Here is a 13,504-nt window from a genome sequence, read left to right as displayed (position 1 = left end):
CAGTGCGAGCGTAAGCCATGGCCGCGACCCAGCTGGTCTTGAAGACCTACTACGGCAATGTGATGCGATCCGATTTCGCGCACATCCCGGCGGCGCATCAGACCTTGCTGGCCAATCTGGCGGTCCAGGTCGATGGCGGGGCGATCAGCCTGGCCAGCGCCCAGGCCCAGGTCCGCGCCCTGGCGATCAACACCACCTCGGTCGCCAGCCTGGCCTACAGCTTCTTCACGGGCGGCACGCCGTTCGCGGGCGGTTTCGACTATCTGGTCTCGACCACCGGCTCGAACGCCAACAACCTCAACAGCGCCTACTACCAGTCGTTCAACGTCGAGAACCGCTACATCAACTTCGCCATCAACCTGGGCAAGGGCGGTGAAGGCGCGGCGTCGTTCGCGGCCGGTTATGGCGCGCTGACCATGTCGCAGGCGGTGGCCAAGGCCTATGCCGAGATCTTCGGGATCACGCCGGACGCGGCCAAGGTCGCCTCGCTGCTGGGCGACCAGGTGCCGGACGGCAAGGGCGGGACCTATACCCGCCAGCAGTACTTCGCCTCGTACGGCGGCGATGGACTGGAGGGCCAGGGGACCAAGGCGGCCATGGTCGGCTGGCTGCTCTCGGCCGCCGCCAAGGAAAACATCGGCAGCTATGCCCTGGCCAACAACGCCTTCCTGACCGACCTCGGCGATGACGGCGTGGCCCGCTTCCGCAGCGGCCTGCTGGCGGGCTACGGGACGCAGCCGACCGGCGCGACCGGCGCGACGATCGCGGTGACCGCCGACCAGTCCGTGTCACCGACCTCGGCCAACACCGCCCTGAAGTCGACGGCCGGCAACGACGTCATCACCGGGACCGCCGGCCTCGGCGCGAGCCAGACCATCGACGGCGGCGCGGGTAACGACACGATCACCCTGACCGGAACGATCTACGGCAAGATCGTCGAGGGCGACGGCAACAACACCCTGGTCCTGGGTCGCCTGGGCGTCACCACCGGCACGCTGGGCGTGCCCACCCAGTACGGAACCGTCACCCTGGGCGGCGGCAACAACACCGTCACCCTCAAGGAAGGCATGGCCGCCGGGACCAACCTGACGGCCACGGGCACGAACAACGTCCTGCACGTCGAGCCGGGCGGCACGTACGAAGGGACGATCAGCGGCTTCCAGACGGTCTATGTGCACGGCGGGGGCAATCCGACCATCGCCGGCGCCTCGGTGATCTACGACGTCGTCAAGGCGTCCGACTATGCCGGCCCGGTCAGCCTCTCGGCGCGCGGCAACGAGATCGTGGTGCTGAAGGACACGTCCAACGCGGTCAGCATCTACACCACCGGGCGCGCCGACGGCCGCAAGCTGGACGTCCACCTGCAGAACTTCCAGGGCGCGCTGGCCACCGAGACCTCGTCTGGCGGCTCGATCTACATGGAGAACTTCTCGTCGTTCGACGGCCCATACGACCCGAACGGGACGCTGGTCCTACATGTCGACAGCGACAGCACCGCCGGCTGGATCTACGGCTGGTCCACCTCTTCAGCGCTGGGCCCCAACTACAAGGGCGCCCTGCCCAACCTGACCATCATCGGCCCCGGTAAGCTGACCGCCCAGTTGGCGGTGTTCCTGAACATCGACGCCACCCAGGCCGGCGACCTGACCATCGCCTACCAGGTGGACTCCAGCGTCGATCAGCACACGCTGCGCCTGGGCGACGGGACCAACACGGTAAAGCTCAACTTCGGCGCGGCCACGCAAGGCTGGCTGACCCTGAGCCCAACCAAGATCTATCTGGGCGGCGGGACCGACACCCTGATCCTGGCGGGTAAATACCTGGAGAACCCGACCACCGGGCCGCAGTTCTCGACGAACACCCTGTCGAACCTGCACGTCAAGGACGGGACCACCCTGGGCGCGCCGCCCGAGATCATCGGCTTCCAGAAGGGTGTCGATCACCTGGTGCTGGACGCCATGATCCACGCCGTGACCGCCAATGTTCAGCAATATGCCGACGGCAAAACCTCGCTGCAGGCGGCGGTGATCGACGTCTCGGCCCATACGGCGATCAACACCACCGCGATCTTCACCTGGAACGGCGATACCTACATCTACGCCCAGGACGGCGTCGTCGGGGTGAACATGGGCGACATCTCGGTCGGCGGGGATGGCCTGGTCAAGCTGGTCGGCGTCACCGGCCTGACGGTCGGCACGGGCGCCGGCAGCTACGACATCCACTACGGGTAGACCTCGCCCTCCCTTGGGCGAGCCGTGAACGGGCGCTCCTTCGCCGGAGCGCCCTTTTCTTTGGCTAAAATCATTAGCATTGACTAATGAATTAGCCATTGCTAATTGATCCACATGATCGACACCGCCCCCATCGACACCGTCATGCGCGCCCTCGCCGACCCGACGCGGCGGGCCGTCTACGAGCGGATCACACGCACCCAGGAAATCACCGTCGCCGAGCTCACCGAGGGCAGTGGCGTCAGCCAGGGCGCGGTCTCGCAGCACCTGAAGTCCCTCAAGCTGGCGGGCCTCGTCGCCGAGCGCCCCGAGGGCCGCAAGGTCTACTACCGTGCCCAGCCCGAGGGCCTGGCGCCGTTGTTCGACTGGATGAGCTTCTACGGCGTCTTCTGGCGCGACCGCCTCGACGCCCTGCGCAACCTTCTCAAGGACATCGACCAATGAGCACCGCGGCCCTCGCGCAAGACACCCACGACATCGTCCTGGACGAGGTCTTCCCGCACGCGCCTTCGGTGGTCTGGAAAGCCCTGACGTCCGGCGACCTGATCGCCCGCTGGCTGATGCCGCCGACCGACTTCGCCCCGGTCGAGGGCCAGCGCTTCACGTTCAAAACCACGCCGGCCGGCGAGTGGGACGGCGTCATCCGCTGCCAGGTGCTGGAGGTGATCGAGACCCAGCGCTTCGCCTATGCCTGGACCGGCGGCCACCCGGCCAATGTCGGCTACGGCTCGCGGCTGGAGACGGTGGTCACCTGGACCCTGTCGCCCACCGAGGCCGGCACGCGCGTGCGCCTCGTCCACTCCGGCTTCGTCCTGCCGCGCAACGACAGCGCCTATCGCAACATGAGCGACGGCTGGAAGACCGTCGTCCAGCGCCTGGACGGCCTGCTGGGCGACGAGACCCAGCACTAGCCCCCTCGCCTCTCCGACAACTCGCCTCAAGCCAGGCCGTCGCCACGCGCGCCGGTCCACGGGAGACCCATGCCCATGTCCGACCAGAAACCCTTCACCGGCGGCTGCGCCTGCGGCGCCATCCGCTATGCCGTCGCCGGCGAGCCGATCGTCATGAACGACTGCCAGTGCCGCCACTGCCAGCAGCGCAGCGGCGCGGGCCACGGCTCGTACCTCACCTTCAAGGACGCGGCGGTCACCGTCTCGGGCGCGCCGTCGACCTGGGAGATCACCGGCGATCTCGGCACGGTGAAGGGCCACGCCTTCTGCCCGACCTGCGGGACACCGACCCATCTGAACTTCCCGACCATGCCGGAGATCTTCGTGATCCACGCCGGCAGCCTGGACGAACCCGAGCGCTACCGTCCGCAACTGACGATGTTCACCGCTAGCGGCCAGGCCTGGGACGCGGTGGCCCCAGGCATGACGACGTTCGAGCGGATGCCGGGTTAGAAAGTCTCGCCGACCAGGCGTTCGCTCAGAGCCCACAGGGCCTGGGCGTTCGCGGCGTCCAAGGCATAGGGACGCACGTCGGCGCGCACCATCGAGTCGGTCTCGACCGTTTCGGCGACGTGGCAGTCCTCGCAATAGCGACCGGCGACCGCCTCTGCGGGGGCGACGACGCCAGCCCAGACGCTGGTCGCGGCGCCTTGCGGGATGGTCTTCCACTCAAAGCCCTGGACACCGGTCCGCTCGGCTTCGGCCTGGACCTGAGCAACCAGGGCCTGCATCGCCTCGGGCGTCATGTGCCGGCCCAGTTCGGTCTGGATACCGCCCGGGTGCACGGCCGTCGCGCGCACGCCGCGCGCTTTGTGGCGGCGATCGAACTCGACGGCGAACAGGATGTTGGCGGTCTTCGAGCGGCCGTAGGCGCCGAACGGCGTGTACTCGGTGGTCTCGAAGTTCGGGTCGTCCAGGTTGACGTCCGAGAAGCGGTGACCCGACGAGGCCAGCGACACCACCCGCGAACCGGCCTTCAACAGGCTGGCGATGCGGTTGATGAACACGAAGTGGCCCAGGTGATTGGTGCCGAACTGGGTCTCGAAGCCGTCGACGGTCTTGCCCAGCGGCGTGGCCATAACGCCGGCGTTGGCGATGACCAGATCGAAGGCCCGGCCGTCGGCGACCAAAGCGTCGGCGGCCGCGCGGACGCTGGCGAGATCGGCCAGGTCCAGAGCGATCAGTTCCAGCGAACCGCCGCTGGCCTTGGCCGCCACGCGCACCAGGGTCGTCGCGCCCTCGGCCTTGGCCAGGTCTCGCGCCGCGCCGACCACATTGGCCCCGCGCGCCGCCAGGGCGCGGGCGGTCTCGACGCCCAGGCCGGCCGAAACGCCGGTGACCAGCACGCGCTTGCCGGTAAGGTCGACGCCGGCCAGGACGTCGTCGGTGGTGGATTTGGCGCCGAATTGTTCGCTCATGGCTCTCGTTCCTTGGGGGAGGATTGTTGTCTTGGCCCCTCCGAGGGATTAAATGGAGGAAGGCTCCGGATACATATTCGGAGGAACCCTCCGTTTTTCAAGAGCCATGCCCGAAGATTCCGCGATCCCCCTGGAAAAGGCCGCCCGCAAGCCGCGCGCCGACAGCCTGCGCAATCGCGAACTGCTGCTGACGGCGGCCAAGGCCGCATTCGCGGAAACGGGGGCCGAGGCGCCGCTGGAGGACATCGCCCGCCGCGCCGGCGTCGGCATCGGCACGCTTTACCGCCACTTCCCCACCCGCGACGCCCTGCTGGCGGCGGTCTATGCGCGCGAGGTCGAGCAACTGACCGCCTCGGCTGAGACCCTGCTGGCCGAACGCTCGGCGGGCGACGCCCTGGAGGCCTGGCTGAACCTGCTGATCGACTACATGGCCACCAAGCGCGTCATCGCGCCGGCCCTGCGCGCCGATCCGGGCGAGGGCTCGAAGATCTACGCCGCCTCGGGCGCGCCGGTGGTGGAGGCGCTGCGCCGCCTGACCGAAGCCGCCAATGCGTCAGGCGACATTCGCCCCGACATCGGCTTCGAGGACGTGATGCGAATGATGAGCGGGATGAGCCAGGGCTACGAACAGCCCGGCTGGGAGCTCAGCGCGCGGCGGCTGCTGAGCGTGATGATGGCGGGGCTGCGGGCGCGGTAGCCCCTACGCCCCTTCCTCGTCCACGTAGATCACCACCGGCTTGCCGCGCGACAGCGGCTCCCAGCCGGCTTCGATGGCCGAGGCGATGGCCTTGGCGACGATGCGGACAGGGATCTGCGAGGGCTTCAGCGGCGGGGCGCTGAATTTGGGCTTGGGGCCGGGCGGGAATTCGATCAGCGCCTCGCGCTGGCCTTCCTTGTGACGCGCGGCGATCACCTTGCCGTGGCGCTCCGACGGGTCGTAGTTCCACTGCGGCAGGCGGTGCAGGCGCCAGACATAGGGGGCGCCATCGATATCGATGTCGAACTCGACGGTGAGCTTGGTGGTTTTGGCCATGCGAGGGAATAACCCGATGTGGCCCCAAGAAAAAGGGCCGCCCTGTACGCCCCTTCTCCCCTTGCGGGAGAAGGTGTCGCCCCAGGCGACGGATGAGGGGTCGTACAAACGAAAACCGCCGCGACCAGCCGAAAGGCCAATCGCGGCGGATATCATCTTCAACCCCTCACCCGACCACCTTCGGTGGCCACCCTCTCCCACAAGGGGAGAGGGATGAGGTTCTACTGCAGCGTCGCTTTTCCGAACGACAACAGACCATTCTCGACCCCGACGGCGATCACCCCGCCGTCCTCGATCTCGCCGGCCAGCAGCTTGCGGGCGATCGGGTCGATCAGTTCCTTCTGGATCACCCGCTTCAAGGGGCGCGCGCCGTAAACCGGGTCGTAGCCCTTGTCGGCGATCCAGTTCAGGGCCTCGGCGTCGATCGACAACGTCATGCGACGGTCGGTCAGCAGCTTCTCGACACGTTGCAGCTGGATGCGAACGATATCGCCCATGTGCGCGCGCGACAGGCGCTTGAAGAGGATGATCTCGTCGATCCGGTTGAGGAACTCGGGGCGGAAGTGGCCGCGCACCATGTTCATCACCATCGGCCGGACAGCCTCAACGTCATCGCCTTCTTCCTGGTTGGCCAGGAATTCGGCGCCGAGGTTGCTGGTCATGATGATCAGCGTGTTGCGGAAGTCGACCGTGCGGCCCTGGCCATCGGTCAGGCGACCATCGTCCAGCACCTGCAGCAGCACGTTGAAGACGTCCGGGTGGGCCTTCTCGATCTCGTCGAACAGCACGACCTGGTACGGACGCCGGCGGACGGCCTCGGTCAGCGCCCCGCCCTCGTCGTAGCCGACATAGCCGGGAGGCGCGCCGATCAGGCGGCTGACCGAATGCTTTTCCATATATTCGGACATGTCCATCCGGGTGATGGCGTGCTCGTCGGCGAACAGGAACTCGGCCAGGCTCTTGGTCAGCTCGGTCTTGCCCACGCCCGTCGGGCCCAGGAACAGGAAAGAGCCGATCGGCTTGGTCGGGTCGTGCAGGCCGGCCCGCGCGCGGCGGACGGCGTCGGACACGGCGGTCAGCGCCTCGTCCTGGCCGACCACGCGACCGCGCAGCTCGTTCTCCATCTGCAGCAGCTTCTCGCGCTCGCCTTCCAGCATCTTCTCGACCGGAACCCCGGTCCAGCGGCTGACCACGGCGGCGATCTGCTCGGCGTCGACGACTTCCGGCGTCAGGGCCTCGCCCTCGCCTTCCTCGGCGTCGGCCAGGCGCTTTTCGAGCGCCGGGATCTCGCCGTACTGGATCTGGCCGGCGCGGGCGAAGTCGCCGGCGCGCTGGGCGGTGGCGAGATCGGCGCGCAGGCGGTCGAGGGCTTCACGCGCCTGCGCGGCGCCGCCGACCTTCTCCTTCTCGGCCTTCCAGCGCGCGGTCATCTCGTCGCTGCGGAACTGCAGGTCGTCGATTTCGACCTCCAGGTTCTCCAGGCGGTGCTTGGACGCGGCGTCGGTTTCCTTGGAGAGGGCCTCGCGCTCGATCTTCAACTGCACCAGGCGGCGGTCGATCTCGTCCAGCTCTTCGGGCTTGCTGTCGATCGCCATGCGCACGCGGCTGGACGCCTCGTCCATCAGGTCGATCGCCTTGTCCGGCAGGAAGCGGTCGGCGATGTAGCGGTTGCTGAGCGTGGCGGCCGCGACCAGGGCCGAGTCCGAAATGCGCACCCCGTGGTGGACCTCGTACTTCTCCTTCAGGCCGCGCAGGATCGAGACGGTGTCCTCGACCGTGGGCTCGCCGACGAACACGGGCTGGAAGCGACGGGCCAGGGCCGCGTCCTTCTCGACGTGCTTGCGGTACTCGTCCAGCGTGGTGGCGCCGACGCAGTGCAACTCGCCGCGCGCCAGGGCGGGCTTGAGCAGGTTGGAGGCGTCCATCGCCCCGTCCGACTTACCGGCGCCCACCAGCGTGTGCATCTCGTCGATGAACAGGATGATCGAGCCTTCGGCCGCCGTGGTCTCGGCCAGAACGGCCTTCAGGCGCTCCTCGAACTCGCCGCGGTATTTCGCGCCGGCGATCAGGCTGCCCATGTCCAGCGACAGCAGCTTCTTGTCCTTCAGGCTTTCGGGCACGTCGCCGTTGACGATGCGCAGGGCCAGGCCCTCGACGATGGCGGTCTTGCCGACGCCGGGCTCGCCGATCAGGACGGGATTGTTCTTGGTGCGGCGCGACAGGACCTGGATCGTGCGACGGATCTCCTCGTCGCGGCCGATCACGGGGTCGAGCTTGCCGTCGCGGGCCGCCTGGGTCAGGTCGCGGGCGTAGCGCTTGAGGGCTTCATAGCCTTCCTCGGCGTTGGCGCTGTCGGCGGTGCGGCCCTTGCGGATAGCGTCGGCCGCGGCTTCCAGGGCCTTGGGCGTGACGCCGGCTTCCTTGAACAGCTTGGCGGTCTCGCCGCCTTCCTTGGCGATGGCGATGAGCAGGCGCTCGGTCGTGACGAAGGCGTCGCCTGCCGCCTTGGCGGACTTCTCGGCTTCGGCGAAGACGCGGGCCGTGTCGGGCTTCATGTAGAGCTGGCCGCCGGCGCCGTCGACGCGTGGGGTCTTGGTCAGCAGGGTCTCGACGCCGCCGTCCAGCTTGTCGGCGCGGCCGCCAGCGCTCTGGATCAGGGCGCGGCTCAGGCCGTCCTTCTCCTCGAGCAGGACCTTCAGGATGTGTTCGGGCGCGAACTGCTGGTGGCCACGAGCGAGCGCCAGGCTCTGGGCCGACTGGACCGCCTGCTTGGCGCGGTCCGAATAGAGGTCGATATTCATAAGGTCTGGTGTCCCCTTCCTAGGCGGATCTGGACCTGCCGCCTCTCATGAGCACGGCTGGTCCCGATGGGGCATTTAGGTGTGGCCCTCTAGCCACACAAGTCTCACCAGCCCTTGCTGACGAGATATCGTTCCAACTCCTGAATCCGCACCGCGTCCGACGGGTGGGTCGAGCTCATGTCGCTGCTGGAAGACTTGCCCCCTTGGCCGCCGTCCGCGGCCTGCATGTTGCGCCACAGGGACACGGCCTCGCGCGGCTGGTAGCCGGCGCGTTGCATGAAGTCGACGCCCAGGCGGTCGGCCTCCAGCTCCTGCTTGCGCGAGAACGGCAGCAGCACGCCGAACTTGGCGGCGTCCTTGCCGTGGTCCTTGAGCAGCTTGCCGAAATCCGTGGACCCCGCCGCCGCGTTGGCGATGCCCAGCAGGATCTTCGAGGTCGTCTCCTGCGAGGCCCGTTCGGCGGCGTGGTGGGCCACCACGTGGCCGGCCTCGTGGCCGATGACGGCGGCCAGTTGGTCGTCGTTCTCGACCATGGTCAGCAGGCCCACCGTCACCCCGACGTGCCCCCCCGGCAGCACGAAGGCGTTCGGAGCCTCGTCGAGGAAGACGGCGTAGTCCCAGGGACGGCCCGACAGGCCCGCCGCCGCGATCACCCGCTGGCCCACGGCCTGCACCCGGGCGTTCTTGCGCGGCTCCTTGGAGATGTAGCTGGTCCGCAGCGTATCGGCCCAGGCCTTCTCGCCCTGGGCGGCCAGGTTGTCGTCATTGACGATCAGCAGCTGGTCGCGACCGAGATCGGCATTGTAGGCGCAGCCGCCCAACGCGCTGGCGGCGGCGAGCAGGAGCGGAAGCGTGAGGCGGCGCAGGGCGATCATGGGGCTCGGCGAACAGTGTTTCGAGATCGACACACGCTTATCGACGGCGGGCGGGGCGGACGCAACCTGTGGAGCTTGGCCTTACCTATTTGTCATTCGCCTCGTCGCGCCATTGCCCGGGTTCGTCTCCTCGGACTGTCATGACCCGGGCTGAACGGCCAGGCTTGGACAAACAGGCTTCCCCGAGGATCCGATGCTCCTGATGTCCCTGGTCCTCGCGGCGGCGATCGCCGAAACGCCACCCCCCGCACCGACGGACCTGCCCACCGCGATCACCAGCTATTTCGCGGGCGACTGGAACGGGCGCGGCGCCTTCGCGAACGGCAAGCCGCTGGAGTCGCGTTTCCATTTCCAACCCATTCTGGGCGGCAAGGTGCTGGATGTTCGGCACGAGGAGGCGCCGCCGGCCACCTTCGCCTATGCCGGGCTGATGTCGGTCGACGCCGCCACCGGGCAGACATTGCTGCTGCTGACGCCGAACCGGGGCGGTGGCCGCCTGATGCGCGGCGCCGGTTGGCGAGAGGATCGATTGATGTTCGAAAGCGATCCGGCGCTGCGCGCGACGTTCGCTCTCGAGCGCATCACCTTCGCCCGCCTGGACGCTTGCCATTTCGAGGCGACCTACGAGATGAGCCGAGACGGCTCGACTTGGCGGTTGGGCGACAAGCAGACCTTCACCAAACAGTCGAGCGCCTGCGGCGCCTAGCGTCTGTCGATAGCGGACTTCGACGAGCACGGTTGCTCCCCACGCGCCGCGCCCTTAGGTTGCGAGCGTGGGGCGTATCGATCTTTCCGACCTGCCGGGCAAGGCCGGCCACATGGCGTCGCGGCTGAAGCTGATGGGCGCCATCGCCGGTTTCGAGATCGGCCGGCAGGTCCGCCAGGCTCGCTACTGGATCACCACCCTGCTGTTCTTCGCCTTCGCCGTGGCGCTGGTCTCGGCCGACGGCATTCTCGGATCGCCGGTCCTGGCGCGGAACGCACCGAGCGAACTGGCCAAGGGCGTGATCCTCCTCAGCGTCTTCTACCTGTTCGTGATCGTGGCCCTAGCCAGCGACGCGGCGCTGCGCGACGCCCAGAGCGGTTTCGAGAGCATCCTGCGCGCCACGCCCGTACGCCGGGTCGAGACCCTGCTGGGACGGCTGGCCGGCGTCCAGCTGGCCGCGATCGGCGGCTTTTTGCTGGCCTGCCTGGGCCTGGTGCTCGGCGCCTATGCGCCGTGGACGGACAAGGCGGCGGTGGGGCCGTTGAACATTCCCCAGGCTCTGCTGATCGTCGCGCTGGTCGCCGCGCCGACCGTGGCGGTGCTGACCTCGCTCTGCTTCTCGGCCGCGACCGGCCTGCGATCCGCCCCGGCGGTCTACGCCCTGGTCATCGGCCTGATCCTGTCCACCGTGCTGGGCGCGAAGTTCATCCTGAAGATGCCGCCGGTGGTCGCCATCGTTCTGGCGGTGAGCGAGCCCTTCGGCGTGGCCGCCCATCTCTTCGACATGATGGAGGTCGACCCCGACCGGCGGGCCCAGGTCGCGGTGATCATGCCGGGGCTCCTGCTGCTGAACCGCCTGGTCGGCCTGATCGTCTCGGGCGTCATGGTGGTGCTGGCCCTGTTCTTCGAGCGACGCGAGGACGCCGCCCGCCTGCGCCGCACGCCGGCCAGCGCCGCATCCCTCCCGCCGCCGGGGGATTGGCCTCGCACCCGCCAGACCTTCGCCGCGCCCACCCTGCTGGCCCAGTTGATCCTGCGCATCCGCTGGGAGCTGCGGCGGCTGATCCTGCGCCCCTCGACGGTGTTCCTGCTGGTCATCTGCGGGGCGCTGATGGTGATGACCCTGTGGAGCGCCAACAGCGTCGCCGGCACGCCCAGCCTGCCCGCCACCCGGGTCCTGGCCCAGAACGTCCAGTCCTGGATCACCGTCCTGGGCGTGATCGTCGGTCTGTTCTACGCCGGCGACACCGTCTGGCGCGATCGCGATCACGGCGCCTCGGAGATGGTCGACGCCGCGCCCGTTCCCGATGGCGTGCTGTTGACGAGCAAGCTCGTGGCCCTCAGCGCCCTGATCGGCCTCGTCGCGCTGCTGTGCGTCCTGATGACCATCGGCGTGCAATGGGCGCGGGGCTATGCGGACGGACGACCGGACCTCTACTGGCGCCTGATCGTCGCGCCGGTGCTGTGGCCGCTGCTGATCATCGCGGCGCTCTCCGTCGCCGTGGCGGCCCTCTCGCCGAACCGCTACTTCGCTTGGGGCGTGACCGCGCTCTATCTGGCCGCCAGCGCCACCACCAGCGCCTTCGGGGTCAGTCACCCGCTGCTCGATTTCCTGAGCGTCCCCAACGAGCAGCTGTCCGAGATGAACCCGGCCGGCGACGGCATGCACGCCCAGGCCTGGCTGGCGGCCTACTGGACCTGCTGGACCGGGCTCCTGCTCCTGGTCGCCTGGCTGTTCTGGCCACGCGGCAAGCCGGCGCCGCGTCATGCCGCCTGGACGACCGCGCGCCGACGGCTGAAGGGCGCTCCAGCGATCGTCGCCGGCGGCCTGTTGGCCGGCGCCCTGGGCCTGGGCGGCTTCATCTTCCTGAACACCAATGTCTGGAACGAATATCTGCCCAAGCCGAAGATGGAGCGGCTGCGGGCCGAGCACGAACGGGCCGTCGCCGGCCTGATCGGCGCGCCCGAACCGACCCTGACAGCGGTGACCGTGAAGGTCGAACTCTTCCCTCGTCGCCACGCGCTGGAGGCGACCGGGACCTATGTCCTGGAGAACCGCACCGGCGCCCCGCTGCGCGCGGCCCACTTCCAGCTGCCCGCCGACCATCGCCGCCTGATCCTGGACGGCGCCCGCGAGACGGGCCGGCAGGGCGACGTCGCCCGCTTCGCCTTCCAGCGGCCGATGGCCCCGGGCGAGCGACGGACGCTGCGCTTCGCCAGCCGGATCGCGCCGCGCGGCTTCGGGACGAGCGGCGGCTATACCCGCATCGTCGAGAACGGGACCTTCGTCTCCAGCCTGGAGTTTCTGCCGTCGGTGGGCGTGCGCAACGACGTCTTCCTGACCGACGCCGACGCCCGCCGCCGCCAGAAGCTGCCGCCCGAGCGCCCAGCCTTGGATCCGTCCGATCCGCGCGCCCGCCAGGTGAACTACGTCCACGCCGATTGGGCCGACAGCGACATCACCGTGGTCACGGACGCCGACCAGACGCCGGTCGCGCCGGGCCGTCGGGTTTCCGACCGCGTCGAAGGCGACCGGCGCACCGCCCGCTTCGTCTCGAACCGCCCGATCCTGGGCGCCTATTCGATCCAGTCGGCGCGCTACGCCATCCGCAAGGCGCGGCGGGGCAATGTCGAGATCGAGATCTACCACCACCCCTCGCACGCGGTGAACATCGACCGGATGATCGCGGCCCTGAAGAGCGGCCTCGGCGTCTACGAGCGAGAGTTCGGACCCTATCAGTTCGACTATCTGCGCATCGTCGAGTTCCCAGCCTATGGCGACTACGCCCAGGCCTTCGCGGGTACGATCCCGTTCTCGGAGAACGCGGGCTTCGTGACCGACATGCGGAGCCCGAAGACCTGGGACTACGTCACCGACGTCACCCTGCACGAGCTGGCGCACCAGTGGTGGGCCCACCAGGTGATCGGCGCCGACGCCAAGGGCGCGCGGCTGCTCAGCGAAGGCCTGGCCGACTACAGCGCCGCCATGGCCCAGAACCGCCTGCAGGGCGCGGTCATGGCCGACAAGGGCGTCAGGGTCGCCGGGGACACCTATCGCAAGCTGCGCGGTGAGCGGCGCGAGGTCGAGCCGACCCTGGCCCGTGTCGAGGGGCAGAACTACGTCGCCTACCAGAAGGCCCAACTGGTGTTCCTGCTCTTCCGCAGCTCCATGGGCGAGGCGGCGCTGCACAACGGGCTGCGCGATTTCCTGGGGCAGTACGCCTATCGCGGCGCGCCCTACCCCACCAGCCTGGACCTGCTGCGGACGCTGCAGGCCAACGCCGAACCGGCCGACCGCAAGCTGCTGGACATGTACCTGACGGGGAAGAACCCGCCGCTGATCATGAACTCGTTCGCCTACCCCGAGGACCTCTCGCCGCCCGGCGGGAAGCCAACCCTGCGCTTCGTCATGAACATCCCGGGCAAGCCTCTCAAGCGCCCTCCTGGACCACCCGCCCGGGCTGACGGGCGTCGATAGGCGCGCGGCGCG

Annotated in this window: 11 protein-coding genes; 7 read left to right on the top strand and 4 right to left on the bottom strand. The window is 68.5% G+C overall.

Annotation, left to right across the window (positions count from 1 at the left end; translation table 11 throughout):
- Positions 1-17 precede the first annotated feature (17 nt).
- The 4 genes from AC07NN_RS10865 to AC07NN_RS10850 all read left to right on the top strand — a co-directional run bounded on the left by AC07NN_RS10865 (position 18) and on the right by AC07NN_RS10850 (position 3,634).
- Positions 18-2,231, top strand: coding sequence for a hypothetical protein (locus AC07NN_RS10865; RefSeq protein ID WP_494640551.1), 2,214 nt, complete (start codon positions 18-20; stop codon positions 2,229-2,231).
- A 114-nt stretch (positions 2,232-2,345) separates the two neighbouring features.
- Entirely contained in the window at positions 2,346-2,675 is a 330-nt protein-coding gene (locus AC07NN_RS10860; RefSeq protein ID WP_494640549.1) for an ArsR/SmtB family transcription factor, read from the top strand.
- Positions 2,672-3,142 (top strand): SRPBCC family protein, encoded by a 471-nt coding sequence (locus AC07NN_RS10855; RefSeq protein ID WP_494640547.1) that lies wholly within the window; start codon positions 2,672-2,674, stop codon positions 3,140-3,142. Before AC07NN_RS10860 ends, AC07NN_RS10855 begins: the two co-directional genes overlap by 4 nt.
- A 75-nt stretch (positions 3,143-3,217) precedes the next feature.
- Complete coding sequence (locus tag AC07NN_RS10850; RefSeq protein WP_494640545.1) at positions 3,218-3,634, top strand: GFA family protein; 417 nt, start codon at positions 3,218-3,220, stop codon at positions 3,632-3,634.
- Here the strand turns inward: AC07NN_RS10850 and AC07NN_RS10845 are convergent.
- On the bottom strand, positions 3,631-4,599 hold the full coding sequence (locus AC07NN_RS10845; RefSeq protein WP_494640543.1) for an SDR family NAD(P)-dependent oxidoreductase: 969 nt from the start codon (positions 4,597-4,599) through the stop codon (positions 3,631-3,633). The two genes, AC07NN_RS10850 and AC07NN_RS10845, sit on opposite strands and share 4 nt — an antisense overlap.
- A 106-nt stretch (positions 4,600-4,705) precedes the next feature.
- Here AC07NN_RS10845 and AC07NN_RS10840 point away from each other — a divergent pair, with 106 nt between their 5' ends.
- On the top strand, positions 4,706-5,296 hold the full coding sequence (locus AC07NN_RS10840) for a TetR/AcrR family transcriptional regulator (protein ID WP_494640541.1): 591 nt from the start codon (positions 4,706-4,708) through the stop codon (positions 5,294-5,296).
- 3 nt (positions 5,297-5,299) lie between these two features.
- Here AC07NN_RS10840 and AC07NN_RS10835 read toward each other — a convergent pair whose 3' ends face one another.
- From AC07NN_RS10835 to AC07NN_RS10825, 3 genes are all read right to left on the bottom strand, one after another.
- On the bottom strand, positions 5,300-5,632 hold the full coding sequence (locus AC07NN_RS10835; RefSeq protein WP_492085788.1) for a hypothetical protein: 333 nt from the start codon (positions 5,630-5,632) through the stop codon (positions 5,300-5,302).
- A gap of 221 nt (positions 5,633-5,853) precedes the next feature.
- Positions 5,854-8,433 carry an ATP-dependent chaperone ClpB gene (gene clpB, locus AC07NN_RS10830; RefSeq protein WP_494640539.1) on the bottom strand — a complete coding sequence of 860 codons (2,580 nt, stop codon included), beginning with the start codon at positions 8,431-8,433 and terminating at the stop codon, positions 5,854-5,856.
- Positions 8,434-8,537: 104 nt separating this feature from the next.
- Positions 8,538-9,305, bottom strand: a complete 768-nt coding sequence (locus AC07NN_RS10825) for a M48 family metallopeptidase (protein ID WP_494641865.1) — start codon at positions 9,303-9,305, stop codon at positions 8,538-8,540.
- Positions 9,306-9,501: 196 nt separating this feature from the next.
- Here AC07NN_RS10825 and AC07NN_RS10820 point away from each other — a divergent pair, with 196 nt between their 5' ends.
- Complete coding sequence (locus AC07NN_RS10820) at positions 9,502-10,014, top strand: hypothetical protein (protein ID WP_494640537.1); 513 nt, start codon at positions 9,502-9,504, stop codon at positions 10,012-10,014.
- A gap of 67 nt (positions 10,015-10,081) precedes the next feature.
- Positions 10,082-13,492 (top strand): ABC transporter permease/M1 family aminopeptidase, encoded by a 3,411-nt coding sequence (locus AC07NN_RS10815; protein WP_494640535.1) that lies wholly within the window; start codon positions 10,082-10,084, stop codon positions 13,490-13,492.
- The last annotated feature ends 12 nt before the right edge of the window (positions 13,493-13,504 follow it).

Source organism: Caulobacter sp. GW821-FHT09H08 (assembly GCF_059415885.1).
This window is presented reverse-complemented; position numbering and strand designations above follow the sequence as displayed.